The sequence below is a fragment of the Corynebacterium sp. UMB10119B genome (assembly GCF_030228125.1).
Taxonomy (GTDB): domain Bacteria; phylum Actinomycetota; class Actinomycetes; order Mycobacteriales; family Mycobacteriaceae; genus Corynebacterium; species Corynebacterium pseudogenitalium.
This window is the reverse complement of record NZ_JASPBG010000001.1, coordinates 316899-343632: the sequence shown is the minus strand read 5'-3', so window position 1 is coordinate 343632 and position 26734 is coordinate 316899. Positions and strand designations below refer to the sequence as shown.

The following is a 26734-nucleotide window of genomic DNA, read 5'->3' as shown; positions in this document are numbered from 1 at the left end:
CTCTCGGCTCCACGGGCGCAACACTATCCAATATGCAGAGGGTCAACCTGCACCCGCAGCGGTAAATCCTGCTTGCGCGTCGCTCTACTGATCACTCCAGCCCGTAAAGCACGACCTAGCTCATTCCGTTCTTGCACTGCGCACCTCACCAGCATGCGCTGCGCAGGGCCGAACTGCTGCTCGTCCCAAGTGCCAGGTAATGAGACCCCGCTCGGTAAGTCGACAGGCCCCAATAACTCAGCAGCTAAAGGAAGCGTCGTATGTGCGAAAAAATCTTCCAAAGCGACACGTGGTGCGTCCACCACTGCTACGTGAGCAGCTGGCGGAAACGAAACCTCTCTTCGATGTCCAAGCTCAAGCGCCGCATAGCCGGACGGATCCCAGCGCAGGAAGAACTGCACAACCGCAATTCCCGGATCAGCGGTCACGACGACCTCCCCGCCGCGTTCATGGGGCTCAACCAGCGCTGCAGCCGCTATCCATCTCGAATATGTCTCTTCAGCTGCTCGCAAGTCTGGACGTTGCAGCAGCGCCCACGCATCCATCAGCACCGCTGCTCCGTACCCGCCTTCCACTACGGGTTCCGCGCCGGGCGTGGCTACAACAAGCTGTGCCTGAGGCTCAACCTCAGCGAGTACCTTCTCGCCCGAGGAGTTCCGCACACGAACATGAGGAAATGCTCGGCCAAGCTCCTCTGCCGTCCGGTCTGTGCCCAATACCACTGCGCGCAGCTTTCGCGAACCACATGCAACACAACTATAAGACGGATCTATGCGGCCACACCACCGGCAGGTTGGTGCGGAGGCATCCCCACTTTGTGGCAACTCGAGCGGTCCATTGCACGCACGACACCGCGACGGAGTGCGGCAACCACCGCAAGCCAGCGCACGAATGTATCCAGCACGAGGCACCTGAAACAGCACCGGGCGATTACGCTCAAGAGCCCGCTTTGCTGCTTGGAACGCCGCAGAAGGAAGCCTTGATTGCCTTGCACGTGGGTCACGTTCTAGTGCGATGTCGGAATCCCCCGCTGCATAGATCCGCGGCATCCGCTCTCGAATCGTGCCTTTCGACGCCTCCAACCCATGCATCCAACCCGATTCGACCAGCATTTGGGTTTCTGCAGTTCTTGCGACACCACCGATGATTAAAGGGACGTGCTCAAGCGCGGAGCGCGTCGTCAAGACCTCGCGAGCATGCACATACGGCTCACGCGGGTCAACAAGATTGTCGTTGCCATCATCCATGAGCACAAGCAGTCGAAGATCCTGTATCGGCGCAAACGCAGCGGAGCGAGTCCCCACCACGATTCGGGCCTGCCCATGCAATGCCGAAAGATATCGTGAATACCTTGCCTGCGGACCCTGTGCAGAAGTGAGCGTGCTTACCTGCCGAGGCCCCACGACCTTCTTCAACTGTGCTTCGAGGCTATCTACATCTCGCTGGTCCGGTACGACGATGAGTGCCCCGCCACCGTCAAGCGCGACTTTTGCAGCCAAAGCAGCAACAGGACCTGCCCACGGAGCACCTGGTACAACCTGCCACGCTGCTCGCACTAGCTTTCTGGCAAGCACAGCATCGACGAATGATTCACCGTATTGATATGTACTCCATCCCGAAAGATCTGGCTCGGTGGCCGCACCAAGCTCCGCCCAAGGTGTAGAAGTGTCTGTCTCTTCAGCTTTCTTATGCCGAGGAGGGATCGCTGAGCGATAGATATCAGACCTGACGCCGGCATAGCGCTCAGCGAGTGCGTCGACAAGCTGGCGTAACTGGATTGGAGCGACGACCTCCGGTGAAATCACGCGCTCGAGGAACCGCAAGTTACCTACATGCTCAGGGGCCTCCGTCCGGCCAAGAATCAACCCATCAACAAGTCGACCAGCGAACCGCACCCGCACCCGCGTTCCCGGCTGCGCATCTTCTGACTGCTCCTCAGCTACGTAGTAGTCAAAGGTGCGGTCTAGATGTGCCAACCCAAGCTGGGGTAGCACCTTGGCGACAGGAAGGAAGGTTGCGGGCTGCTTCGACATTCAGCCGTGCCTTATACCCCTGCTGCAGCGCGCAGGTCATCTACCTTGTCCAAACGCTCCCACGGCAAGTCGACATCCGTGCGTCCAAAGTGACCGTACGCAGCCGTTTGGGCATAAATTGGGCGAAGCAAGTCAAGTTCTTTGATGATTGCGGCCGGACGAAGGTCAAAGACCTTCTCCACAGCCTGCTGAATTGACTCGTTCGTCTGTCCTTCAGCTGCGGTACCAAACGTCTCAACGTAGAGGCCAACCGGGGTTGCTCGCCCAATCGCGTACGCTACCTGCACCTCGACGCGGTCTGCTAAACCAGCTGCACAAATATTCTTGGCAACCCAACGAGTTGCGTACGCAGCAGAGCGGTCAACCTTTGATGGATCCTTGCCGGAAAACGCACCACCGCCGTGCCGTGCCATGCCACCATATGTGTCTACGATGATCTTTCGCCCAGTCAACCCGGCGTCTCCCATCGGGCCCCCAAGCACAAACGAACCCGAGGGATTAATCAGCAGCTTGGTGTCATCCGTGTAGAACTCCTCTAACCCAGCGTCAGCGATTACCCACTCGAGCACATGGGTACGGAGCGCGTTCTCGAGTTCCTCTCCGACGAAGTCCGGGTCGTGTTGCGTGGAAATAACCACGGTATCCAGTGCCACTGGGGTGTCGCCGTCGTAAGCGAACGTCACCTGAGTCTTACCGTCCGGGCGCAAGCCCACGACGGTGCCCATCTTTCTCACCTCGGTCAAGCGTCGCGCAAGTCGGTGCGCAAGCGCAATTGGTAGCGGCATGTACTCTTCGGTTTCATTCGTAGCGTAACCAAACATCAGCCCCTGATCACCAGCACCTGTTTGGTTGAGCGCTTCGATGGTGTCGTTCTCGCGCGACTCCTGAGAAAAACTAACGCCGTCCGAAATTTCAGCAGACTGATCGCCGATGGCGATGTTCACTCCACATGTACGGCCATCAAAGCCCACCTCCGACGAGGAAAACCCGATTCCGACCAACTTGTCGCGGACAATCTTGGCGATGTTTGAGTAAGCTTCGGTTTGCACCTCACCCACCACGTGCACCTGACCGGTCGTCACTAAGGTTTCTACAGCGACACGCGAGGACGGATCCTGCTTGAGCATGTCGTCCAAAATCGCGTCCGAAATTGCGTCGCAGATCTTGTCGGGGTGACCTTCAGTCACCGATTCACTGGTGAATAAACGGTAGTACGTACCAGTATCACGTGTAGACAAAGCGGTCTTCCTTTTGCTCTTTCGTTCCTACAGAGAATGGCCAGCGAAGACGTACCATCGCCAACCGTTGATGCAATGCACTTTAGAGTAGACCACTCGGTCTAATAACTCAAACGTCGTTTCTACATGTGGAGTGACTCAACCTTATCCAGCAGGTGCACTGCAACTTCCAGCTTTGTACCATGCGGAATCGCCTGTTCCCGACCCGAACTATCAAGGAACCACCCCTGATTGTGTGCCTGCCCGAAGACAGCTCCCTGCGCCACCGAATTCACCATCAGACCGTCCACTCCCTTGCGCTGCAGCTTGCGCCGGGCGTTCTCAAGTTCGTTATCGGTCTCCGCAGCGAACCCAACAATCGTCGCAGAGGTAAGCCCCTTTTTCCTCATCTCACCAAGTCCCTGCAAAATATCGGGGTTTGCAACCAGGTCCACCTGAGAAAGCTCTTGACTGTTATCATCTTTCTTCAGTTTCTTCTGCGCCGCATGCCGTGGCCTCATATCAGCTACAGCAGCAGCCATAACGATGATGTCGGCTTGTGGAGCAAGGCTGCGCATCGCCTCATTCATCTGGAGAGCAGTAGTGACACGATGTATCTCAGCACCAGCGGGGATGCTCAAGTGGTCAATGGCACCCGCGACGATATCAACATGGGCACCTCTTTGTGCTGCAATTTCTGCCAGAGCAAAACCTTGCTTGCCGGAGGAATGATTCCCCAAGAATCGGACAGGATCAAGTGGCTCCCGAGTGCCTCCGGCACTGATCAACACTCTTTTGCCCTTGAGCGTTTGCTCAATTGGCCTGGTAGCAGCCACGGTCTCTGTCAGCTTGACAATCTGCGAGGGGTCGAGAAGCCGACCTGCCCCACTGTCCTTGCCCGTCAGCCGCCCATGCGCTGGCTCCAGTACGGTGTACCCCCGAGAGCGAAGGACCGACACGTTGTGTTGCGTAGCGCGATTGTTCCACATCTCAGTATGCATTGCCGGAGCAAGCACGACGGGACACGTTGCCATGAGCAGTGTGGAAGTTAAGAGATCGTCAGCGCGCCCACCAGCCACGCGCGCCAGAAAGTCTGCAGTAGCAGGAGCCACCACAATGACGTCCGCGTCCTGCCCGATTCGTACGTGCTGCACCTCATCAACGCGCGAAAAAACATCAGTGTCTACCGGAGCGCCAGACAGCGCCTCAAAAGTGGCCGCACCTACAAACTTCAAGGCGTTTTCTGTCGGAATAACCCGTACGTCAACCCCTTGCTCGCGAAATCCGCGAACAATCTGACAGGCTTTGTACGCTGCGATACCGCCCGAAACGCCAACGACTACCTTGCTCACTTCGTTCATAGCAAAAGAGTGTACGCAAAACCCCGCAGCCGCTTCCATTAGGGAGCCACTGCGGGGCAAGTGTGTGATATGAGGGTGCGGGGAGTTACATGCCCTCTTCGTGCTCGAGCAAACTCGAGTTGATCTCACGAAGCGCGATCGAAAGCGGCTTCTCACCCGGCTCTGGCGTCACCAATGGCCCGATGAACTCAAAAACGCCCTCGTCTGAGTTCTGGTAGTAGCTGTTGATTTGGCGGGCGCGCTTGGCCGCAAAGATTACCAAGGCGTACTTCGACGAAACCTTCGTCAGTAGCTCATCAATCGGGGGTGCGGTAATACCATCAGGGGTGTCGTATGCTTTTTCTTCCGCGTCGCCCGCAGAGCCATCTTGCAACAGATCGCTGTTGATCGTGCTCAATTCAACCTACTTCTCGTTGTACTTCAATTAATTGTCAGTGTCTCGGCCGTCAGACCCCACAAGAAGGTCCACTATAGCAGCGACAGCGTCATCGATGTTGTCATTGACCACGACGTTGTCGAATTCGTCCTGTGCCGCAATCTCGTTGCGGGCAGTTTCCAGACGACGCTCGATCACCTCTTGCGTCTCCGTGCCCCTGCCAGTGAGTCGCTCTACAAGAATCTCCCACGACGGCGGGGCCAAGAACACGGTGGCCGCCTCGGGCATCAAGCCTTTGATGTTTCGAGCTCCAACCAAGTCGACTTCGACGAGGACTGGCCGACCAGCCTCCAACGCCTCGCGCACTGGAGAAGCTGGAGTACCGGAGCGCTGGAGCCCTCCATGGATATCTGCCCACTCAAGCATCTCGCCCGAATCAATCTTCTGTTGGAACTCATCGGGCGTAACAAAGAAGTAATCCTTGCCGTCCTGTTCGCCCGGCCGAGGTGCGCGCGTTGTCATTGAGACAGAGAAGTACAGTTCAGGAACTTCTGTGCGCAAGCGCTGCACAACGGTTGACTTCCCTACCGCTGACGGGCCGGCCAGAACTACGAGATTACCGCGTGAAGTGGGAGTCGACACTGGATTAGTCCTCGGAGAAACCAAAGCGCTCAAGCAGGGCACGGCGCTGACGGTCACCCAGACCGCGCAGACGACGCGTCTGTGCAATCTCAAGCTCTTCCATGATCTCGCGAGCCTTCACCTTGCCAACCTTTGGCAGAGCCTCCAGGAGCGCAGAGACCTTGGTCTTACCGATGATTTCATCGGTAGCTGCCTTCTCCAAAACCTCAGCGAGGTTCGTGTCGCCGCGCTTCAGCGAAGCCTTCAGCTCTGCACGCTGCTTACGCGCTTCTGCTGCCTTCTCAAGTGCTGCCTTGCGCTGCTCATCGGTCAACTGTGGAAGTGCCACGGTTTCCTCCATGTAGATAGTAGTTCTATTGCTCCAGTGCTTTGGCACCGGACCGCGATTTACCAGCCCCGATAGTACCGGACTAAGCAAGCGGCTCCGAGCCAGTGTAGCACTAGGAAGTTTTCTTCATGATGTATTGCATGGCGTTTAGCCACGTCAACGCATCGACGCAACTAAACTACCAGCAATTATGCAATCTGGTAAATACGAGCTGTCCCTATTGCCAATTCGCCTGGTCAACAGCACGTTTTCGCAGTTCATCTGGGTCCGGACCAGCAGTAAGAATCCCACGTGACATATTGGGATAAAACTGCCCAACTCTCTTCCCCGCGATCTCACGAACGTCGTTAAAGCTAGCCCCTTGTGCGCCAACGCCTGGCATAAGGACTGGCCCAGTAAACCTCGAAAGATCAAGCGCGTATGAGAGCGTCGCCCCCACCACAATCCCCACATCTGAATGGTGCGTGCTATTCAGCGCCTCACAGGCATCAACCATCTGCTGCGCGATTGTTACACCGTCTATCTGTTGAGATTGGAACTCCTGCGCCTCCGGGTTCGAGTTAGCAGCCATAACAAATACTCCTTTCCCATACTCGAAGGCAGTGTTGATTGCAGGGGCAAGGGAACCAACGCCAAGAAACGGAGTCAGCGTGAGGGCATCCACTTCTAGGGGCGATCCCGGTCGAAGCCAAGCGTCGGCATACCCTTGCATTGTCGAACCGATATCCCCTCGCTTCGCATCTGCTATCACAAGCGTTCGTGACTCCCGGAAGCGTTGAATGAGTCGCTCTAGGACGCGGAAGCCTGCGGATCCAAATCGTTCATAGAACGCGACCTGTGGCTTGACCACAGCTGCATGGCCGGCAAACGCCTCAACACAGGCATCGGAAAACGCGGCAAGGCCATCTACGGTATCTGGGAGACCCCACTGCTCAAGGATCTGTGCATGCGGGTCGATGCCCACACACAGCTGCCCGTGTTCACGGGCAGCACTGTGTAAGTCGAGCGCAAAGGACACGGCTACTTATCTCCGTTCTCAGTCCGAGTTTCGGACTCAAGTTCCTGAAGGCTCATGACAGCGATTTCATTGTCACGAAGCGCTTCGATGCCTTGGACTGCGGCGGTAACGCCCTGAACTGTCGTCATGAGTGGTACACCGTGTGCAACGGCTGCGGCGCGGATATCGTATCCGTCGTGGCGTGCACCTGAAGATCCTGCGGGCGTGTTCAGAATCAGGTCAATCTCACCATCGTTAATGCAGTCGACGATCGATTTGCCTTCCGCCCCGTTTCGGACGTCTGAGGCCTTCAATACGATCTCGCAAGGGATCCCATTCCTTCGCAGCATTTGGGCTGTGCCGCCTGTAGCCAGAATCTTGAATCCCATTGTGGAAAGGCGCTGAATTGGGAAAATCAGGGTTCTCTTGTCACGGTTGGCGACAGAAACGAATACTGTGCCTTCCGTCGGAAGTGCGCCAAAGGCTGCTGCCTCAGCCTTCGCGTAGGCAACTCCGAACGACGGCGCTAAGCCCATCACTTCGCCAGTCGACTTCATCTCTGGACCAAGGATGGTGTCGAGCATCGCTCCGTCCGGCCGACGGAAGCGGTTGAACGGCAACACGGCCTCTTTCACTGCGATTGGGTGATCAAGTGGCAGCGAGCCACCGTCGTAGTCACTCGGGATCATCTCTTCGGCCTTCAGCTCTGCGATGGTCGCACCCATCATCACACGAGCAGCCGCCTTGGCTAGGTGTACGCCGGTCGCCTTCGACACGAAAGGAACGGTTCGCGACGCACGCGGGTTGGCTTCAATGACGTAGAGAATGTCGTCTTTCAACGCGAACTGTACGTTCATCAGACCAGTAACACCGATACCGTGCGCCAACGCCTCTGCAGAACGACGCACCTTTTCAATATCCTCTGGCCCAATGGTCATCGGAGGCAGCGCACAGGCCGAATCGCCGGAGTGGATGCCGGCTTCCTCGATGTGTTCCATGACGCCACCGAGGTAGACGTCCTTACCATCCGACAGCACGTCGACGTCGATCTCAATCGCGGAATCCAGGAAGCGGTCAACAAGCACAGGGTGATCCGGCGAGAGTTCGGTTGCGCGATTGATGTAGTCTTCAAGGCTTTGCTCGTCGTAGACAATCTCCATGCCTCGGCCGCCCAGCACGTAGGAAGGACGAACAAGGACGGGGTATCCAATCTCATTTGCTACTCGACGTGCCTCTTCGAAAGAAACGGCGGTACCGTACGCTGGCGCAGGCAGTTTGGCAGCGTCGAGCACCTTGCCAAACTCGCCGCGGTCTTCCGCGGAATCGATGGCCTCGGGGGTAGTTCCGACTACCGGTACCCCGGCGTCAGCGAGTCGCTGCGCGAGCCCGAGTGGCGTCTGACCACCCAACTGCACGATAACCCCTGCAACCGTGCCAGACAGAGACTCAGCGCGATAGATCTCCATGACATCTTCGAAGGTCAGAGGCTCGAAGTAGAGCCTGTCAGCCGTGTCGTAGTCAGTGGAAACGGTCTCCGGGTTGCAGTTGATCATCACTGTCTCGTAGCCAACCCGCGAGAGCTCCAGCGCGGCGTGGACGCACGAGTAGTCAAACTCGATGCCTTGACCGATGCGATTCGGGCCTGAGCCCAGGATCAGCACCTTCTCCTTATCGGAGGAGGCGACCTCAGACTCTGCCTCCGGATCCCATTCGTACGCGGAGTAATGATACGGCGTCTGCGCTTCGAACTCACCCGCGCAAGTATCAACGGTCTTGTATACAGGGTGGACACCAAGAGACCACCGGAGTGATCGTACGCCATCTTCGCCGGCTAGCTCAGGGCGAAGCGCGGCAATCTGTGCATCAGAGAGCCCGAAAACTTTCGCTTCGCGGAGCAGCTCAGCGTCGAGAACGGGGGCGTCGATAAGCGCCTGGCGGAACTCAACGAGCGCTGCCAACTCAGCGAGGAACCACGGGTCAATCCCACTGGCTTCGTAGACCTGCTCGATGCTCGCGCCCAAGCGCAGCGCGAGTTCAACATCGTACATGCGCTTATCGGTCGGGACGCGCAGATCCTGGAGGACAGCATCCACATCATTCTCACGGCCTTCAGCAAAGTAGCTATCCGGCTTCGTCCAGAAACCGTTCGGCTTCTCTTCCATTGACCGCATGACCTTATTCAAGCCTTGGATGTAGTTGCGCCCAATGCCCATTGCTTCGCCAACAGCCTTCATCGAGGTGCCCAACGTCTCGTCTGATCCAGGGAACTTCTCGAACGTAAAGCGAGGCATCTTGACGATGACGTAGTCGAGCGTCGGCTCAAACGCGGCTGGGGTCACCCCGGTGATGTCGTTTTGAATCTCATCCAGCGTGTAGCCAATAGCCAGCTTGGAGGCGATCTTTGCAATCGGGAAGCCCGTCGCCTTCGACGCAAGAGCCGAAGAGCGAGAGACACGTGGGTTCATCTCAATTGTGATGATGCGCCCGTCAGTTGGGTTCACCGCGAACTGAATATTGCAGCCACCCGTATCGACGCCCACTTCGCGGATAATGGCGATACCCTGATCACGCATGGTCTGAAACTCCCTATCCGTCAGCGTCATAGCCGGCGCGACGGTGACAGAGTCACCTGTGTGGACACCAAGCGCATCAACGTTCTCGATTGAGGCGACCACTATGACGTTGTCATTGCGGTCGCGGACAAGCTCAAGCTCGAACTCTTTCCAGCCGAGAATAGACTCCTCGATCAGCACATTTGCCTCCGGGGAGGCGTCAAGTCCTCCACCTGCGATGCGGTCAAGGTCCTCCATAGTGAACGCGAGACCAGAGCCAAGACCGCCCATGGTGAAGGAAGGACGGACAACGACCGGAAGCCCAAGCTCCTGGACAGTCTCGTGGACTTCATCCATCGAGTAGCACACGCGGGAGCGGGCAGATTCACCGCCGATCTTCTCGACGATGTCCTTGAACTTCTGCCGATCCTCACCGCGCTCAATTGCATCGATGTTTGCGCCAATAAGCTCCACGTTATGCTTTGCCAGGATGCCCTGGCGCTCAAGTTGGATCGCTGCGTTCAAGGCAGTTTGGCCGCCGAGCGTTGGCAGAATCGCATCGACTGGATGCCCCTGCTCTGCTTCACGGGCCAAGATCATGTCGATGTAGCTTGGGTCAATCGGCTCAACATAGGTGTGATCCGCAAACTCCGGGTCCGTCATGATCGTTGCCGGGTTCGAGTTAATGAGTGTGACTCGTAGACCTTCTTCCTTCAGGACGCGGCACGCCTGCGTCCCCGAGTAGTCAAACTCGCACGCCTGGCCAATAACGATTGGCCCGGAGCCAATAACCATCACATGGTTGATATCTTCGCGCTTCATTGTGTGAATCTCCTCTAATGCTGGTTACTGGTTGTTCGGGCTCTTCGAGTCCATCAACGAGATGAACTGGTCAAACAGCGGGTTCGCATCGTGCGGTCCGGCGGCTGATTCGGGGTGATACTGCACGGAGTACGCCATGTTGTTGTCCAATGCCACGCCTTCGACGGTGCCATCGTTCAGGCAGACATGTGTGATGGACGCCGGGCCGAAATCTGTCTCGAATGTGTCGCCTTCCTTGCCGCGGAGGGCAAAACCGTGATTTTGGCTCGTGATATCAATCTTTCCCGTGCGCAGGTTCTTCACCGGAACGTTGACTCCCCGGTGGCCGTAGCGCAGCTTGTATGTCTCGAGGCCAAGCGCACGACCTAAGATTTGGTTACCGAAGCAGATCCCGAAGAACGGAATCTCAGCAGCGATAATATCGCGAACAATCGCCACCATTTCGTCTGCGGTGGATGGGTCTCCTGGACCGTTCGAGACGAACACACCATCCGGTCGGTACTGTTCAATATCCTTTAGCTGAGTATTTGCCGGCACCACGACGGTCTCAATGCCCCGTTGTGCAAACTGCATAGGCGTAGCAGTCTTAATACCCATATCGTAGGCGACGACGGTGTAATGCTTCTCGCCTTCAGCGGGGATAGTGTACGGCTGCTTCGTCGAGACCTCTTCGCTGAGGTCTGCCCCAGCCATCGCAGGCTGCTCGTTCACCAGCTTCACTAGCTCATCGACTGGACGCTCGGTGTCTTCACTGACGAAAATTCCTGCCGCAATAGAGCCGTGATTGCGGAGATGACGCACCAGAGTACGAGTGTCCACCCCGTAGATGCCCGGGATACCTTCGTTTTCCATCTGTTCTGCAAGGCTGCGCTTTGCGCGCCAGCTCGAGTGCACGGTGGAAAGATCGCGGATCACAAGGCCAGCAGCCCAGATCTTGTTGTCGTGGGACTCATTGTCTTCGTCGTTCCAACCGGTGTTTCCGATCTGTGGGGCTGTAAGGGTCACGATCTGCTTGTGGTAGGACGGGTCAGTCATCGTTTCCTGGTAGCCCGTCATCGCGGTGCTAAACACTGCCTCTCCGAAGACCTGCTTCTTCGCCCCAAATGAGAAGCCTCGAAAAACCTTTCCGTCGCCAAGCACGAGAAGCGCTGGGATACGTTCATTAACCATATTGTTTAGTTCCTTTACTCGTTATCAGCTTGGTACGTAATAGCTCCACGCAGCATCGTCATTTTGACCTGCGCATTGAACTGCATTCCCTCGTATGGTGTGTTCGAGGCTTTCGACGCCAACTCTTCCGGCTCTACCGTCCACGGCGAATTCGGGTCGACCAAGGTGAGGTTTGCTGGTTCGCCAGCAGTAATCGGTCTCCCCTGGTCCTCCAGCCTCAAAATCTCAGCTGGTCTCTCACTCATTACCTTTGCGACGAACCGCCAGTCCGCCAACCCCGCTTCAACGAAGACACGCGCGATGATTGCCAGCGATGTCTCGAGCCCCAGCATGCCTGGCTTCGCGTGTTCAAACTCCACACACTTTTCTTCCGAACCGTGCGGGGCATGGTCCGTCGCAACTACGTCAATAATCCCGTTCAGCAAAGCGTCACGAAGCGCAATTGTGTCTCTGTGCTCACGCAGCGGCGGGTTTACCCGGAAGTTTCCGTTAAACGTTTCCAGCTTCTCATCTGTCAACAGCAGATGGTGCGGTGTAACCTCCGCCGTAATCTTTGAGGAATGCTGCTTCGCCAGGCGCAAGAGCTGAACAGTTCCTTCCGTCGAAGCGTGGCAGACGTGGAGACGTCCGCCGTAATCGCGCGACATGATCATATCCCTGGCGACAATCGATTCTTCAGCTACGCGCGGCCATCCACGAAGGCCCAGCTTCGCAGCCATTGGCCCTTCGTGAGCGCTGGCGTCTTCAGTCAGACGGTGATCCTCGGCGTGTTGTGCGAGCAGCACATCATATGCTTTCGCATATTCAATTGCGCGCCGCATGATTTGTGGATCGTTTACGCATTTTCCGTCGTCCGAGAACATACGAACATGGGACTTCGCCATCAATCCCATCTCGGTGAGCTGCTTGCCCTCAAGCCCTTGCGTGATAGATCCAACCGGGTACACGTCACACTTACCGTAGCTTTGCCCCTTGTTCCACACCGCTTCAGCAAGGAATGGCTGGTCAATCACCGGCCGCGTATTAGCCATCGTAAACACGGCTGTAAAACCGCCCTTCGCAGCTGCGTCGGAACCTGTGGCGATGGTTTCCGTATCTTCCCTGCCCGGCTCACGGAGGTGGACGTGCATGTCCACCAGGCCAGGCAGCAGCACCCAACCCTGACCATCTAGTACTTCGTCAGCCTTCGAGGTATCGACGTCTTCCCCTACCGAAGCAATCTGCCCATCTTTGATCAGGACGTTTACGGTGGATTCGCCGTATGGCCGAACGTTTGTCAATGCAATTACTGACATTTCTAGCTATCCTCTCCAGCCAACAAAGCGAACAGCACAGCCATTCGCGTATAAACACCATTTGAGACCTGCTGCAGTACAGCAGTATTTTCGCGGTCTGCAACATCAAAGTTGATTTCCATACCGCGCAGCATTGGGCCCGGGTGCATGATGATGGCGCCAGGTTTCATTTGCTGTGCTCGCTGTTTGCTGAGTCCGAACAGCGTGGCGTACTCGCGGTGCGATGGGAAAAACCCGCCATGCATACGCTCTGCCTGAACGCGCAGCATCATTACAACGTCCGCGTCTGGAATCTCGGCATCAAAGTCGTAGCTGATACGGCATGGCCAGTACTCCGCCCCAACTGGCAACAGGGTTGGTGGTGCAACGAGTACGACATCCGCGCCAAGCTTCGACAGCAGTTGCACGTTGGAGCGTGCGACCCTTGAATGCAAAATATCGCCGACAATGATGATTTTCTTGCCGGCGATTTCACCAATCTTCTGACGCATCGTTACCGCATCAAGGAGCGCCTGCGTCGGGTGCTGGTTCTGGCCATCGCCCGCATTGACGACAGATACATTAGGAACCCAGTCAGCAATGAGTTTCGCTGCTCCAGACGATGGGTGGCGAACGACAATGGCGTCAGCGCCGACTGCAGCGATCGTCGAGGCCGTATCCTTCAGCGACTCGCCCTTCTTCACGGAAGAAGAGGACGCAGAAATATTGATGACGTCAGCGCTCATCCACTTACCTGCAGTCTCGAATGAGGAGCGCGTGCGCGTTGAATTCTCGTAAAACAGCGTGAAGATCGTACGTCCACGCAGCGTTGGTAGCTTTTTAATCTCGCGACCCTCGAGGGTTTCTCGGAACCGATCTGCCTCATCCATGATGAGGTGAATGTCGTTAACGCTGAGATCGTCGATCGAAATCAGGTGCTTCATTCGGTGGTGACCTCCTTGGTCAGCGTCACCGCATCGATGTCATCAATTGGGGTCAGAGACACCGTGACATCTTCAGCAATGGCGGTTGGAATGTTCTTGCCAACGTAGTCGGCGCGAATTGGTAGTTGGCGGTGTCCACGATCAACTAGGACTGCAAGCTGAATAGTGCGTGGTCGACCAAGATCTCGCAACGAATCGAGTGCCGCGCGGATGGTCCGACCGGAAAACAAAACATCATCTACGAGGATTATCGTTGCGTTATTGATCTCAACCGGAATGTTCGTCGGCATTAGCGCCCTATGAGGCTTGTCTCGGAGATCGTCTCGGTACAGCGTAATATCCAGGCTGCCTACGGGGACGGTGATCCCGGTAAAAGACTGAATCGCATCCGCGATCCGCTCTGCTAGTGGCACTCCCCCCGAAGGAATACCCAATAGGACTGGAGTGTCTGAAGACTCCGAATCAAGCGCATTCTTTTCAATGATCTGGTGCGCGATGCGTGCAATTGTTCGCTCAACGTCACGCTCATTTAATAGCGCAGACGTCACGCGTTGCTTGTCACTCATCGAACCTCCTTCCCCGCCTCGCTGTGCGGAATTTAAAGGATGTCGAAATTGGTATTTGTCTATGCTGAGACTGGTCAGAATTTTAGCACCTTCACAAAGGCGTCTCGCTATATCAGTCAATAATTCTCTTCACTAGATTGCTCGCTTCCCCTATACAGGTGTACCCGCCAAGTTTTCTGAGGATTCCGCATAGGTAGTTGGCCGACGAATGATTGGTAGGGTTGGAACAATGACGACGCAACAAATCCCTGACCAGCCCAGTCCGGTTTCGCTTGCAGATGTTGCAGCCATTTTTGAAAATGAGGACCTTGAGTACCGCATTGAAGAAAATATTTTGCGAAGCGGATTCGTCAACTGCGCGACTGTGTGCGCTTTGGATGATAGTTATCTGATTTTCGAATCCATTTGGCGCGGTGCTGTGCCACAAGAAATGGCTTCACACTTGCTCTTGGCAATGAACGAACATAACCAAACCCATTTTGCGCCAACCTTGCGTTTCTTCGAAAACGAAACAGGAAGCGATGCACCATCGCTGGCGGTGAGCGCAATCCGTACGACAGACGTCACAAACGGGTTAACGCCAGATCAATTGGGCGCATTTATCGTCACATCGATCGAATCAACACTGCAGGCTTTTGATTTTCTGGAAACGTCATTTCCCACGTTAGTGAACTGGAAGGACCCCCACGTTGAGCACTAGTACTTCTACACCCCAGGTAACGATCGAACGCATCATTGAACAAATGCGGGGTCACGGCATCGAACTGTCCGATGATCCGACAGGGCGCGTCGCGCATGCAAACCTGAATGATTTCCATGTCTTGTTTGTACTCCTGGACACCGTGTTGATCGTCCGCGCCAATGCCGAAACAGACGTTCCTTCCGACTCCACAGATCCCTCACTCTATCTCGCCGCGAACCAGACGAACTCTTCGCTGCTCGGTTGCCGCGCGGTTGTGGCAAACAGAGGGGAGACACTAGTTGTCCGTTCTGAAAGCGAGATACACGTTGCCGCGGGCATGACCGATGAACAACTTTCGAGTGCTCTCCGCCGTAGTGTCGACCAGGTGCTCTATGCACAAAATATGATGAAAGTGCTATCAGAAACGATCGCTGAAGCCGCTCAACGCGGAAACTAAAAAGTGGGAGGCAACGCGTTGATTCGTTGCCTCCCACTTTTTACAACGGAAAACTCGTTAAGCTTCCTCGCCCTCCTGACCGTCAGCAGGTTCTTCTGCGTGAGTCTGAGACATTGGAGCATTTTCAGATTGCGATTGAATTACTCCGTCGAGCACCGCGTGGATATACGGCGCCGCTTTCGCGCCTGAGTACTGCGTAGCTAATTCAGCCGCATTCGAGATCGTGATTGGGGCATCAACCTCTGCGTTGAACAGGATCTCCCAGATACCTACGCGCAAGATCTGCCGATCCACTGCGGGGATTCGATCCAACTCCCAATCGCTGCTGAGAAACTTCTCGATTGCGTCGTCAATATCATCGAGCTGAAGGGCCACGCCCTCCACGATGGTCCGGGTATACGGAGCCACCGGGGCAATTTGATTCAGCGGGTTCTGAGACAGCGTCTCTCGGTCTTCGACAATAGCAACCGGGTCGATGTCTCTAGCTTCGGCTTCAAAGAGGATATCGACGGCTCTACGACGCGCACGGTATCGTGCGCCATGGCGTTTGAAATTCTCCATTAGTTGTTCACACGCGAAAGGTATTCACCAGTACGCGTATCAACCTTCACTACATTACCGGTCTCAAGAAACAGTGGGACCTGAATTTCGGCGCCGGTCTCCAGGGTTGCAGGCTTGGTGCCACCGGTGGAGCGATCGCCCTGCAGACCCGGCTCGGTGTGCTCGACCTTGAGATCGACCGAGATCGGTAGTTCTGCAAACAGTGCGTCGCCCTCGTAGAACGAGACCTGGACATGCATGTTTTCCAGCAGGAACTTTGCGGCATCACCGAACTTCTCTTCTGGAAGCTCGAACTGCTCAAAGGTCTTGTCGTCCATGACCACGTAGTTGGTTCCGTCGTTGTACAGGTAGGTCATGTCACGGCGGTCAACCGTTGCCGTGTCAACCTTAACGCCAGCGTTCCAGGTCTTGTCCACGGTTTTGCCGGAGACAACATCCTTCAACTTAGTACGAACGAAAGCTGGGCCTTTACCGGGCTTCACATGCTGGAACTCAACAATCTGCTGGAGTTTCCCATCTACCAACAGAACCAAACCGTTTTTAAAATCAGCAGTAGTTGCCACTTGAAGCCTTCCTTCTTTCTAACAATAGATGTGCTCTCGCAATCACAATTATGCTACAGCACGATGAGTTCCTTGGGGAACTGGGTGATAATACGTGGTGCACCGCTGGTGATAATCAGGGTGTCCTCAATTCGGACACCTCCCTTCCCAGGAACGTAAATACCCGGTTCGATGGTCAAGGTCATCGATGGTTCTAGCTCTCCAGTGCCAGTCAGCGCCGCGTATGGTCCCTCGTGCACATCCAACCCGATACCGTGACCCGTCGAGTGCACGAAGTATTCGCCGTAGCCCGCGTCTTCAATGATGCTTCTACATGCTTTGTCTACGTCGACTAACTTCGCACCTGCAACAGCCGCCTCGACACCTGCTTGCTGGGATTCACGAGTAACCTCGTAGATTTCGCGGAGAAACGCAGAAGGTTCCCCCACCGCAAACGTTCTTGTCATGTCGGAGTTGAATCCTGCACGGTACATTCCGAAATCAATCGTGACAAAGTCACCGTCTTCGATCACGCGGTCAGAGGCACCATGGTGTGGCTTAGCCGAATTCAAACCCGACGCGACAATCGTGTCAAAGCTCGGGCGATCAGCGCCAAGCAATCGCATCCGGTATTCCAAGTTGGCAGCGACTTGGCGCTCTGACTGTCCTGCTGCGAGCTCACCGGCGTCAACTAGTTCGCGAAGCGCTGTCGATGCCAGCTCCGCGGCCTCAGCCAAGCGTTGAAGCTCCAGTTCATCTTTCACTAACCGAATTCCCTCGATTTGTTGCGTGACAGGCACCAAGGTCACGCCTTCAGGACAAGCCTGCTTCAGAGCTTCAAGCTGCGATGCACTGACATAGTCTGCTTCGTACCCAACGCGGTGTCCCTCTACAACTGCGCTCAGCAGTTCGGTGGCGACTTTTCGAGTGATCGTCGCCTCGATATCAGGAACTTCTTCTGCGACCTGCGTCGCATATCGCCCGTCTGTTGTGATACGGGCTGAGCGGTCTTTGGAGATCAATAGCGCACCATTGGAACCAGAGAACCCAGACAAGTAACGGACATGCGTCAAATGGGTTACTAACATGTCGTCGATCCGGTGACCAGCTAAAAGAGACGCCAGCTTACGGCGCCGGTTTTCAAATCGAGTATCTGCTAAACCCATTGAGACTCCTTCAAGTCGTTGATAAATACTTGCATTGCAAGCTCGTAACCTTCCAGACCAAGACCGGCAATTACGCCACGCGCTACCGGCGACAAATACGAATGATGTCGGAAGGCCTCACGCGAGAAAATATTCGAAATGTGCACCTCCACAAACCCCGGACCGTCTCCCAACTCAACAACAGCATCGCGCAGCGCCACTGATGTATGCGTAAAACCGCCCGGATTAATGATGACAGGCCATTTACTGTCAGCCGCCTCGTGCACCCAATCGATCAAGTCGCCCTCGTGGTTGGACTGACGAACCTCAACATCCACGCCTGCCGCTGTAGCCTTGCTCTGCAGCCGCTGTGTGAGTGTCTCCAAGGTTTCGGCGCCATAGATTTCGGGCTGCCGCTTGCCGAGTCTATCCAAGTTTGGTCCGTTGAGAACAAGGATCATCATCGCGCTAGTCCCCCATCATGGCTTCGTAAGCAGCACGCATCTCTTCTTTGGTGGCATCTTCGATTCGTGTACAAGAACCGATACCATCGAGTACCACGAACCGAATGTGCCCGTTCTTATTCTTCTTATCGCGGGTCATTCCCTCATAGAGCTCATCGAACACGCCATGTTCGTAGCGCGTTGGCAACCCAGCCGCTTCAAGGATCGTACGGTGTAGCGAAACAACCGATTCGTCGATAAGTCCCCGCTGCAGCGCAAGGTACGCAACGAACATCATTCCCACAGCAACAGCATTTCCGTGCCGCCAACGATACTGCTCGCGTCGCTCGATTGCATGACCAAGCGTGTGCCCATAGTTCAAGATTTCACGGAGCCCCGACTCTTTGAGGTCCTTGGAGACAACGCCTGCTTTGACAGCGACAGAGCGCTCGATGAGCTCAGGCCAGTGACGAGAGGCACCCTCCTGGAATAGATCCAAAATCTTTGGGTCAGCGATAAAACCCGTCTTGATCAACTCCGCGGAGCCAGACACGATCTCTTCTTCTGGAAGGGTGTACACGCGTTCCAAGTCGATGAAGACGCCCTTCGGCTCATGAAATGCACCGACCAGGTTCTTACCTTCCGCTGTGTTCATCCCAGTCTTCCCGCCTACTGCGGCGTCCACCATTGCTAGCAATGTAGTTGGGACATGCACGACGTCAATGCCACGCATCCAAGTAGCAGCGATAAATCCACCCATATCAGTTGCTGCACCGCCGCCCACAGTGACCACGGCGTCCTGCCTCGAGAAACCGGCACGCCCAAGAACATCCCAAAGTTCACTTGCAACCGCAATGCTCTTGCCGTCCTCCGCATCAGGGACGGCCGCCAGGTGGGGTTCAATGTTATTGTTTTCTAAGTCTTGCGCGATACTTCGTGCAACGGCAGCTAGCGGAGGCTGATGCACGATCAGAGCCTTTCTCGCCCCGAGCGCCTGCACGTGATTACCGACCATCATGGTTGTGTCGTGGTCGATGAAGACCTGATACGGCTGGGGCCCACAAACATCCACTACTGCCATGACTTGCCTCTCTTCTCTCTAGGAATCGTTCTATTCGCTATCGATGACGCCTAACACTTCAGCAACGATGCGCTGTGGCGGACGATCGTCAGTGCGGACGCGGTAGTCAGCAACCTCGCGGTAGAAAGGCTCACGTTCAGTAAGCAACGCCTGGTAACGCGCTTCAGGGTCTTCTGCTGCCAGCACTGGACGAGTCCCGTCTCCTGCAGTCCGTCGAGTGCCCTCTTTCACCCCGACGTCAACCCACACGACAAGGTGGTTTTCTAACAGGGCTCTCGTCTCAGGCCGAACCACAGCGCCACCGCCTAGGCTCACAACGCCCTTGCACCCTAATACCTGCTTCACAACCTCATGCTCAAGATCACGAAACGCATCCTCCCCCAACGATGCATAGACTTCACCGCACGGTTTACACTCAGCTTGTTCGATTATCGAATCAGAATCCACGAACTGAAGGTTCAATGCCCTCCCTAATCGACGCCCAATCGTCGTCTTCCCAGCGCCTGGAGGGCCAACAAGCACGACTTTTGGAATACCGGACTCGCACGACCCTAGAACCTCATCTACGGCTGGTCGGGAACCTGTATCTGCGTTCACAGTCATCCTTTCTTTGCGGACTACTCCCCATCAAAACGGAAGCGCTGCGCAACGTATTGCTGATACGACGCAATGTTACGCCTCAACTCGTCGAGACTGTCCCCACCGAACTTTTTCAATGTCGCTTCCGCAAGCACAAGTGCCACCATCGCCTCTGCGACCACGCCTCCCGCTGGGACAGCACAGATATCGGATCGCTGATGAATACCCGTGGCCTCCGCGCCGGTAGCCATATCGATAGATTGCAACGCGCGAGGCACCGTAGAAATCGGCTTGAAAGCAGCTCGCACACGAAGCTGCTCACCGTTGGTCATACCACCCTCAAGACCACCGGCTCGGTTAGACAGCCGCTGAACCCGGCCATCTTTCAACGTAATCTCGTCGTGCGCTTGCGACCCTCTGCGCGTAGCAGTCTCAAAACCATCTCCGATTTCGACGCCCTTCACGGATTGAATGCTCATCAAGGCGCCCGCAAGCTGAGCGTCGAGGCGTGCTTCCCCAGAGATGTGGGAGCCCAGGCCGATAGGGAGGCCGTCGACAATTACCTCGACGACTCCACCCAAGGTGTCCCCTGATTTCTTTGCGGATTCGATACACGCAACCATCGAGGCTTCTGCTTCCTTGCTCGCGGCACGTACCGGGGAGGCGTCGATAGCATCAATGTCAGCAAACGAAGGCAACACGTCACGATCAGGCACTGAGTCCCCAATTGAAACCACGTGCGAAAACACCTCAACGCCCAGGGCCTCACGCAAAAGCGCACGCGCAACCGCTCCTGCGGCGACTCGCGCAGCCGTCTCACGTGCTGACGAACGCTCAAGCACAGGTCGTGCCGAATCGAATCCGTATTTGATCATGCCTGGAAGATCCGCATGCCCTGGTCGCGGACGAGTCAACTTTGCACCACGCCCAGACGACATGGCCTTCTGCACATCTTCATTCGAAGTATCCAACGGATGCGGAGACATAATCGTCGTCCACTTTGGCCACTCTGTATTGCCGATCTGAATCGCGATCGGACTACCAATCGTGGTGCCGTGCACAACTCCAGCGAGCAGCTCCAGCTTGTCTTGCTCAAACTTCATCCGCGCGCCGCGTCCATACCCGAGACGGCGACGAGCGAGCTGATGTGCGATCTCCTGCTCAGTAATTGGCACGCCAGCAGGCATATCCTCAACAAGTGCTATCAGGGCTTGGCCGTGGGATTCTCCGGCAGTGGTCCAGCGAAACATGATGGCTATTCTGTCACACTTCTCATGAGAAGATGCAGTTTCCAGCATAGATTCCAATTACTGCCCAACTCGCCAACACCATCGACGGGCCATGTGGAACACGGCGAGACCTCACGAGTAACGCGAAACATACCGTGCAGAAGCTGCTTATAAACAACGCCACAATAACACCGATGAATCCCCCAGCCGCTGCTGAAGCAACTCCCAGTGTAAGCGCGAGTTTGATGTCACCGCCACCAATGCCCTGTCCAAACAGCAAATAGGTAGCAGGCCAAAGCATACCCACAGATAAGAAGGGCTCGAACGCGACGGCAATGACAGCTACAACGCACAGTGGCAACGTGAGCCAATTAGGCAACCTCGTGTATTTCAGGTCGTACCAGCATGTCAGTATCGACCAGGCCAACCCCAGAGCGACCGCGCCCCAAACAGCTCCCCCCGCCATCTTCTAGTGACTTTGCTGCTCTAACGCGGTCCAATGCTCCACGAGCGCCGTTTCCATTTCGTCACGCGGCGCATTGCGTCCCGTGAACTGTTCGAACTGTGAGAACGCCTGCCCCGCTAGCATCGTCAGCCCCCCGACTGCTTTGTAACCGTTCGCGGCAGATTGGGATACCAGCGGAGTCGGCCACGGATCATATATGACATCCAGCAACGGGGCGTGAGCCAGCTGCTGAACATAGGGCCGCAGCGTATCTGCGGGGACAGTCGAAACAACCACGTCAGCAGCAGCCGTAACTTTGAAAAGATCACTGTCAAAAGATACGAAGTTGCACCTAATGCCTTCCGTCAGTCCTCGAAGCTCGCCGCTCCTATCTGAACGATTGATAACAGTAATTTCCTCAACCCCTCGTTCCCGAAGGGCCCAAATCACAGCCCGAGAAGTACCGCCGGCGCCGATCACAACCGCTCGTTGGATATCTGCTCCGCCAAGCAAACGGCGAAGCGCGTACAGCACTCCTTCGCAGTCAGTGTTATCCGCCCGCCACCCCTGGTGCGTGCGGACCAGGGTGTTCGCGGACCCGATCGCAATTGCCCGATCGGTTGCCCGATCCGCAACCTTTAACGCGGCAAACTTGCCGGGCATCGTAACTGAAAACCCTTGGAAACTCTCGTCCGCCTCAAGCACGACCCTGGGAAGGTCTGCTTCGACGCACTCAATCCTTGTGTAACGCCAATCATCGAGCCCCAGAGCCTTATACCCAGCGTGGTGCAAGACCGGTGAGAGTGAATGCTTAATCGGGGAACCGAGGACGGCTGCTTGGTACATTACTGCTCCCGATTTCCTTCGCGCTGAGAATCGAGAATGCCAGAGTCATACGCGCGCTGCGTATCCTCCAAATGCTTATCAAAAGTGCGGTTAAAGACTGTCGTGCCATCCTTATCGATGGTCACAAAGAACAGCCAATCACCTTCTGCAGGCCGCTCCATCGCCTCAATTGCTTCCATCGATGGTGATGCAATCGGCGTTTGCGGTAGTCCATCCATCGCGTACGTGTTCCAAGGAGTGACCCGCTCACGGTCCTCACGTGACGTCGCAACCTCAACAGAGGGCAACCCATAGTTGACGGTCGAATCAAACTCGAGACGCATAGGCTCTTTGAGACGGTTCAGGATAACTCGAGCCACCTTATCGAACTCTCCGGCGGGAGCCTCACGCTCAACCAGAGATGCAGCTACGACGAGTTCGTACGGAGTCAATCCAACTGACTTTGCCCTCGTGACTATGTCTGTCGCTTCATACTGCTTTGCAGATCGCGTAATCAAATCAGTGAGCACGGCCTCGGCAGACGCCCCTGGATCCACGATGTACTCACCCGGAGCAATAAGTCCTTCAAGACGTTTCGCGTCTCCCGCTCGAGCGTTCACTACCTCGAGTGCCCACTCTGGAACGCCGAGGCTCGCCGGATCCGCATCGGCCGCAACGTGGTGCAGCTCTTCAACAGTAACGCAACCAGGTTTAACTTCCTCACCACAAGAAACTTGCTGAATCATGGACAAGATACCAAGACGCCGTTGCCCACCAACTACGTTGACATCCATGAGCGTTGCACCCCCATAAACCTGTAGTGGCGTCACGCGCTTGGATGGGTCAAGCAGCGCAGCCACGGCGCTGTCCGCACTCATCTCACCTTCCAAGCGGTAAAATCCAGGCTGAATGTTGTCCGAGTCCGCATTATTCGCAGCTGCAGTCTGGAACGCTCCGTTCGAAGCAACAATGCCACGTTCTTCAAGCTCAGGACCCAGCGACGAAATGTTCGAGCCCTCGGGGATCTCGACGACTTGTTCCTCACCATTACCGGTACCGTTAAAATCGGCGTTCGTGCCGTTACGCATCACCGCGATCCAGGCAATCAATCCAATGATCAGCAAGATCGACGTTACGAGCACCGCCGTGCCCCGTGTACGTCGTTTCGAGGTTGTTGGGGTCGTCACGATTGATTCTCCTTGAAGTAATTCGTTCGGCCGTCCAGCCAGGATTGCAAAATCTCAACCGCCGCAGCTTGATCAATCACACTACGACCAGCGCGCTCGTTCACGCCGCTCGCACGCAAGGCGTGAGCTGCAGCAACAGTTGTTAGACGTTCATCAGCCATTCTTACGGGAAGCCCAGATCGTCGCCTAATCCGGAACGCGATCTCTTTCGCGTGTTTGACGCTACGTGAGCCGTGACCTTTTAAATCGCGTGGCAGACCAACAACAACTTCAACGATCTTGTACTCGTCGATGATGTCGATGATTCTATCGATATCTGCTCCGTCGCGATCTTTAAATCCTGTAACACGGGCAACAGTCTCAAGTGGAGTCGCTAGCTTTGCATCACGGTCTGACGATGCGACACCGATACGAACTGTACCGACGTCAATTCCGAGGCGACGTCCCGGCCCGGGATCTTGAACCCCGGGGCGATCGGGCTGCACCGTCATACCATCACTCCAACCGTTTACTCTGTGCCTTCCCTTAAAACCTACTGGTTTTTTGGGACAACGGATATCCAAATACGGCGTGTCGCACTATTGATCCGTGCTTACGGGGCTTAGGCACCAAGTACGTCGCGGATTGCCTTGAAGCCGGCATCGATACCATCAGCGGAAGAGCCGGAGCCCTGAGCAAGGTTCGGCTTGCCGCCACCGCGCCCGTTGACGTATTCACCGAAGGACTTCACAAGTTCGCCAGCCTTGATCCCGCTCTCTACCGCCGCACTGGTAGCTGCAAACACGAACGGCACCTTGCCGCCGTTATCAGAGGCCAGCGCAATGACCGCGGCCTCACCTTCCAGCTTGCCGCGTAGGTCGTTCGCCAAGGTGCGAACATCGCCAGCTTCGATACCGTCGGGCAGCTTCGCAGCAATCACCTTGTACGCACCGATGGTCTCTGCGCGGTCCAAGAACTCGCCAGTCTTCGACAGCAACTGCTGACGGTGCAAATTCTCAATCTCTTTTTCAGCAGCTCGGAGCCGCTCTGTGAGCTGCGCAATGCGCTCCGGCAGCTGGCCTGTTGGAGTCTTGAGCTCGGCAGCGAGCCCCGAGGCCAGTGCAGCTTCTTTCGAAAAGTACTGGAAGGAGTCCATGCCGGAGTACGCCTCGATACGGCGTGCGCCAGAGCCAACAGAAGACTCGCCGAGCACAGCAACAGGTCCAATCTGTGACGAGTGCTCAACGTGTGTACCACCGCACAGCTCAATAGAGAACGGCCCGCCGATCTCTACCACCCGCACCTGGTCACCGTAGTTCTCGCCGAATAGCGCCATCGCGCCCATTTCCTTCGCCTTTGATAGCGAAGTTTCGATGGTGTTAACCGCGAAGTCTGCGTCCACCGCCTGGTTCGTAATGGTTGCAATCTCCTGGAGCTGAGCATCAGTCAGCTGTTCGGTGTAGTTGAAGTCGAAACGCAGGTAGCCAGGCTTGTTCATCGAACCAGCCTGGACAGCGGTTGGGCCGAGCACCTGACGTAGCGCAGCGTGAATGAGGTGGGTAGCGGTATGCGCCTGTCGCGCCCCATGACGCCACTTCTCATCAACTTCAGCTTGTACCTGATCGCCGAGGCCAATGCCGCCATGTTCCACGGTTGCCTTGTGCACCCACAGTTTCTTGCCGATCTTCTGCACGTCATGAACTTGCAACATCGTATCGCCGACGCGAATCAGACCGCGGTCGGCCATCTGGCCGCCGGCTTCGGCGTACATCGGAGTGACGTCGAGAATAACCTCGACCTCATCGCCTTCCGCAGCCTCGTTCACCTTGTCACCGTCGCGGACGAGACCGAGAACTCGGGCATCATGCTCAAGTTCTGAATAGCCCACAAACTCGGTCGGGTGGTTGTCCACCCACTCCCGATAGAGCGATTCATCAACGTTACGGTGCTTCTTCGCTTTATTGTCAGCCTTCGCCCGAGCTCGCTGCTCCTGCATGGCGGAGTTAAATGCGTCCATATCGACGTCAAGTCCGGCCTCATGCGCCATCTCCAACGTCAAGTCAATTGGGAAACCGTACGTGTCGTGGAGTTCGAATGCCTGCTGACCAGGCAGAGTCTTCGCTCCGGATGCACGCAGTTGCTCGACGGTTTCGTCGAATCGGTGTGTACCGGATTCGAGGGTCTTCAAGAAGGCACGTTCTTCAGCCAAAGCAACCCGCAGGATACGTTCCCGGTTCTTCGCGATCTCCGGGAACGACGGCGTCATTGTATCCATAATGGTGTTCATGAAGACCTCAAGCACGTTCCCAGTTGCGCCTAGAAGACGTGCAGAGCGAACAATTCGGCGCAGCAAGCGGCGCAGAATGTAACCGCGCCCCTCGTTCGACGGCGTAACACCATCGAGAATGATCATCATGCCTGTACGCGAGTGGTCCGCAATCACGCGGAACCTTACATCATCTTCGTGCACTCCTGCGTCGTACTTAGTGCCGGTAAGCTCAACTGCCGCGTCAATAACCGGGCGGAGCAGATCTGTTTCATACACATTGTCGACGCCCTGCAGCAGGCAGGCAACGCGTTCGATGCCTAGCCCGGTATCGATGTTCTTCTTTGGCAACTCTCCGACGAGCTCAAAGTTGCCCTTCTTGTCGCCCTCACCGCGAATCGACTCCATGAAAACCAAGTTCCAGATCTCCATGTAGCGGTTATCGTCAGCGATTGGCCCGCCCTCTTTACCGTATTCAGGGCCACGGTCATAGTAGATCTCCGAGCACGGACCACATGGCCCAGGAATACCCATGGACCAGAAGTTGTCCTCCATGCCCATTCGCTGGATATGCGACGGATCTACCCCGATCTTGTTTTCCCAAATCGAAGCAGCCTCGTCGTCATCCAGATACACCGTCACCCACAGCCGCTCTGGGTCGAGGCCGTAACCGCCATCCTCTACGCTGCCCGTCAGCAGCTCCCATGCGTGAGTAATCGCGCCTTCCTTGAAATACTGGCCGAAGGAGAAGTTGCCGGCCATCTGGAAAAACGTATTGTGGCGAGTCGTGATACCTACTTCTTCAATATCAAGCGTTCTCACGCACTTTTGAATCGAAGTCGCTTTCCCATGTTCAAAGGGAGGGTTCTGTTGGCCAAGAAAATACGGCTTGAACGGAACCATGCCCGCATTCACGAACAGCAGTGTCGGATCGTCCAAGATAAGCGATGCGCTCGGAACTGGTGTATGTCCTGCACGAACGAAGTGCTGCGTAAAGCGCTCACGAATCTCATGGGTTTGCACGGAGTAGT

26 protein-coding genes are annotated in these 26734 nt (G+C 55.8%); 2 read left to right on the top strand and 24 right to left on the bottom strand.

The window, feature by feature from the left end:
• Positions 1–23 precede the first annotated feature (23 nt).
• The 12 genes from QP802_RS01640 to pyrR form a co-directional block, all read right to left on the bottom strand.
• Positions 24–2033, bottom strand: a complete 2010-nt coding sequence (locus tag QP802_RS01640; RefSeq protein ID WP_284817477.1) for a primosomal protein N' — start codon at positions 2031–2033, stop codon at positions 24–26.
• An 11-nt stretch (positions 2034–2044) separates the two neighbouring features.
• On the bottom strand, positions 2045–3271 hold the full coding sequence (metK, locus tag QP802_RS01635) for a methionine adenosyltransferase (RefSeq protein WP_070362408.1): 1227 nt from the start codon (positions 3269–3271) through the stop codon (positions 2045–2047).
• A 122-nt stretch (positions 3272–3393) separates the two neighbouring features.
• Complete coding sequence (gene coaBC, locus QP802_RS01630; RefSeq protein WP_284817476.1) at positions 3394–4611, bottom strand: bifunctional phosphopantothenoylcysteine decarboxylase/phosphopantothenate--cysteine ligase CoaBC; 1218 nt, start codon at positions 4609–4611, stop codon at positions 3394–3396.
• 85 nt (positions 4612–4696) lie between these two features.
• The gene (gene rpoZ, locus QP802_RS01625) at positions 4697–4999 is read right to left on the bottom strand and encodes a DNA-directed RNA polymerase subunit omega (RefSeq protein ID WP_240492815.1); all 303 of its coding nucleotides are present in this window, start codon (positions 4997–4999) and stop codon (positions 4697–4699) included.
• A 36-nt stretch (positions 5000–5035) separates the two neighbouring features.
• A complete protein-coding gene (gene gmk / locus QP802_RS01620; RefSeq protein WP_070362405.1) occupies positions 5036–5629 on the bottom strand; it encodes a guanylate kinase in 594 nt (197 codons plus the stop codon).
• A gap of 4 nt (positions 5630–5633) precedes the next feature.
• Entirely contained in the window at positions 5634–5957 is a 324-nt protein-coding gene (mihF, locus tag QP802_RS01615; RefSeq protein WP_070363511.1) for an integration host factor, actinobacterial type, read from the bottom strand.
• A 217-nt stretch (positions 5958–6174) separates the two neighbouring features.
• Positions 6175–6975 (bottom strand): orotidine-5'-phosphate decarboxylase, encoded by an 801-nt coding sequence (pyrF, locus tag QP802_RS01610; protein ID WP_284817475.1) that lies wholly within the window; start codon positions 6973–6975, stop codon positions 6175–6177.
• Positions 6976–6977: 2 nt separating this feature from the next.
• On the bottom strand, positions 6978–10328 hold the full coding sequence (gene carB, locus QP802_RS01605; protein WP_284817474.1) for a carbamoyl-phosphate synthase large subunit: 3351 nt from the start codon (positions 10326–10328) through the stop codon (positions 6978–6980).
• A 24-nt stretch (positions 10329–10352) separates the two neighbouring features.
• Entirely contained in the window at positions 10353–11498 is a 1146-nt protein-coding gene (gene carA / locus QP802_RS01600) for a glutamine-hydrolyzing carbamoyl-phosphate synthase small subunit (protein ID WP_284817473.1), read from the bottom strand.
• A gap of 14 nt (positions 11499–11512) precedes the next feature.
• Positions 11513–12793: a dihydroorotase gene (locus QP802_RS01595; protein WP_284817472.1), complete on the bottom strand. Its 1281-nt coding sequence runs from the start codon at positions 12791–12793 to the stop codon at positions 11513–11515.
• A gap of 2 nt (positions 12794–12795) precedes the next feature.
• Positions 12796–13716, bottom strand: coding sequence for an aspartate carbamoyltransferase catalytic subunit (locus QP802_RS01590; protein WP_070362400.1), 921 nt, complete (start codon positions 13714–13716; stop codon positions 12796–12798).
• Positions 13713–14282, bottom strand: a complete 570-nt coding sequence (gene pyrR, locus QP802_RS01585) for a bifunctional pyr operon transcriptional regulator/uracil phosphoribosyltransferase PyrR (RefSeq protein WP_070362399.1) — start codon at positions 14280–14282, stop codon at positions 13713–13715. The genes QP802_RS01590 and pyrR overlap by 4 nt, the downstream gene beginning before the upstream one ends.
• 229 nt (positions 14283–14511) lie before the next feature.
• Between pyrR and QP802_RS01580 the strand changes: the two genes are divergently transcribed.
• Both QP802_RS01580 and QP802_RS01575 read left to right on the top strand, forming a co-directional pair.
• A complete protein-coding gene (locus QP802_RS01580) occupies positions 14512–14982 on the top strand; it encodes a type III secretion system chaperone family protein (RefSeq protein ID WP_070362398.1) in 471 nt (156 codons plus the stop codon).
• Positions 14972–15421: a YbjN domain-containing protein gene (locus QP802_RS01575; protein WP_284817471.1), complete on the top strand. Its 450-nt coding sequence runs from the start codon at positions 14972–14974 to the stop codon at positions 15419–15421. Before QP802_RS01580 ends, QP802_RS01575 begins: the two co-directional genes overlap by 11 nt.
• 57 nt (positions 15422–15478) lie before the next feature.
• Here QP802_RS01575 and nusB read toward each other — a convergent pair whose 3' ends face one another.
• The 12 genes from nusB to alaS form a co-directional block, all read right to left on the bottom strand.
• Complete coding sequence (gene nusB / locus QP802_RS01570) at positions 15479–15982, bottom strand: transcription antitermination factor NusB (RefSeq protein ID WP_070362396.1); 504 nt, start codon at positions 15980–15982, stop codon at positions 15479–15481.
• Positions 15982–16545, bottom strand: a complete 564-nt coding sequence (efp, locus tag QP802_RS01565; RefSeq protein ID WP_070362395.1) for an elongation factor P — start codon at positions 16543–16545, stop codon at positions 15982–15984. Before efp ends, nusB begins: the two co-directional genes overlap by 1 nt.
• A 53-nt stretch (positions 16546–16598) precedes the next feature.
• A complete protein-coding gene (locus QP802_RS01560) occupies positions 16599–17690 on the bottom strand; it encodes an aminopeptidase P family protein (protein ID WP_070477047.1) in 1092 nt (363 codons plus the stop codon).
• Complete coding sequence (gene aroQ / locus QP802_RS01555) at positions 17681–18133, bottom strand: type II 3-dehydroquinate dehydratase (RefSeq protein ID WP_070477045.1); 453 nt, start codon at positions 18131–18133, stop codon at positions 17681–17683. The genes QP802_RS01560 and aroQ overlap by 10 nt, the downstream gene beginning before the upstream one ends.
• A gap of 4 nt (positions 18134–18137) precedes the next feature.
• Complete coding sequence (gene aroB, locus QP802_RS01550) at positions 18138–19193, bottom strand: 3-dehydroquinate synthase (RefSeq protein ID WP_070477044.1); 1056 nt, start codon at positions 19191–19193, stop codon at positions 18138–18140.
• Positions 19194–19223: 30 nt separating this feature from the next.
• Positions 19224–19727, bottom strand: coding sequence for a shikimate kinase (locus QP802_RS01545; RefSeq protein ID WP_070363510.1), 504 nt, complete (start codon positions 19725–19727; stop codon positions 19224–19226).
• 83 nt (positions 19728–19810) lie between these two features.
• On the bottom strand, positions 19811–21022 hold the full coding sequence (gene aroC, locus QP802_RS01540; protein WP_070477042.1) for a chorismate synthase: 1212 nt from the start codon (positions 21020–21022) through the stop codon (positions 19811–19813).
• Positions 21023–21044: 22 nt separating this feature from the next.
• The gene (locus tag QP802_RS01535; RefSeq protein WP_284817470.1) at positions 21045–21467 is read right to left on the bottom strand and encodes a prepilin peptidase; all 423 of its coding nucleotides are present in this window, start codon (positions 21465–21467) and stop codon (positions 21045–21047) included.
• A 3-nt stretch (positions 21468–21470) separates the two neighbouring features.
• Entirely contained in the window at positions 21471–22292 is an 822-nt protein-coding gene (locus QP802_RS01530) for a shikimate dehydrogenase (protein ID WP_070477039.1), read from the bottom strand.
• Positions 22292–23458, bottom strand: a complete 1167-nt coding sequence (gene mltG / locus QP802_RS01525; RefSeq protein ID WP_070477037.1) for an endolytic transglycosylase MltG — start codon at positions 23456–23458, stop codon at positions 22292–22294. The genes QP802_RS01530 and mltG overlap by 1 nt, the downstream gene beginning before the upstream one ends.
• Positions 23455–23949: a Holliday junction resolvase RuvX gene (gene ruvX / locus QP802_RS01520; RefSeq protein WP_070362388.1), complete on the bottom strand. Its 495-nt coding sequence runs from the start codon at positions 23947–23949 to the stop codon at positions 23455–23457. Before ruvX ends, mltG begins: the two co-directional genes overlap by 4 nt.
• Before the next feature lie 110 nt (positions 23950–24059).
• Positions 24060–26726 (bottom strand): alanine--tRNA ligase, encoded by a 2667-nt coding sequence (alaS, locus tag QP802_RS01515; RefSeq protein ID WP_070477035.1) that lies wholly within the window; start codon positions 26724–26726, stop codon positions 24060–24062.
• Between the last annotated feature and the right edge of the window lie 8 nt (positions 26727–26734).

Bases quoted from the DNA above. Each gene is read 5' to 3' on its own strand.
- QP802_RS01640 (WP_284817477.1), bottom strand. From the start codon at position 2,033: ATGTCGAAGCAGCCCGCAACCTTCCTTCCTGTCGCCAAGGTGCTACCC.
- coaBC (WP_284817476.1), bottom strand. From the start codon at position 4,611: ATGAACGAAGTGAGCAAGGTAGTCGTTGGCGTTTCGGGCGGTATCGCA.
- carB (WP_284817474.1), bottom strand. From the start codon at position 10,328: ATGAAGCGCGAAGATATCAACCATGTGATGGTTATTGGCTCCGGGCCA.
- carA (WP_284817473.1), bottom strand. From the start codon at position 11,498: ATGGTTAATGAACGTATCCCAGCGCTTCTCGTGCTTGGCGACGGAAAG.
- QP802_RS01595 (WP_284817472.1), bottom strand. From the start codon at position 12,793: ATGTCAGTAATTGCATTGACAAACGTTCGGCCATACGGCGAATCCACC.
- QP802_RS01590 (WP_070362400.1), bottom strand. From the start codon at position 13,716: ATGAAGCACCTGATTTCGATCGACGATCTCAGCGTTAACGACATTCAC.
- pyrR (WP_070362399.1), bottom strand. From the start codon at position 14,282: ATGAGTGACAAGCAACGCGTGACGTCTGCGCTATTAAATGAGCGTGAC.
- QP802_RS01580 (WP_070362398.1), top strand. From the start codon at position 14,512: ATGACGACGCAACAAATCCCTGACCAGCCCAGTCCGGTTTCGCTTGCA.
- nusB (WP_070362396.1), bottom strand. From the start codon at position 15,982: ATGGAGAATTTCAAACGCCATGGCGCACGATACCGTGCGCGTCGTAGA.
- QP802_RS01560 (WP_070477047.1), bottom strand. From the start codon at position 17,690: ATGGGTTTAGCAGATACTCGATTTGAAAACCGGCGCCGTAAGCTGGCG.
- aroQ (WP_070477045.1), bottom strand. From the start codon at position 18,133: ATGATGATCCTTGTTCTCAACGGACCAAACTTGGATAGACTCGGCAAG.
- aroB (WP_070477044.1), bottom strand. From the start codon at position 19,193: ATGGCAGTAGTGGATGTTTGTGGGCCCCAGCCGTATCAGGTCTTCATC.
- aroC (WP_070477042.1), bottom strand. From the start codon at position 21,022: ATGTTTCGCTGGACCACTGCCGGAGAATCCCACGGCCAAGCCCTGATA.
- QP802_RS01535 (WP_284817470.1), bottom strand. From the start codon at position 21,467: ATGGCGGGGGGAGCTGTTTGGGGCGCGGTCGCTCTGGGGTTGGCCTGG.
- QP802_RS01530 (WP_070477039.1), bottom strand. From the start codon at position 22,292: ATGTACCAAGCAGCCGTCCTCGGTTCCCCGATTAAGCATTCACTCTCA.
- ruvX (WP_070362388.1), bottom strand. From the start codon at position 23,949: ATGACGGTGCAGCCCGATCGCCCCGGGGTTCAAGATCCCGGGCCGGGA.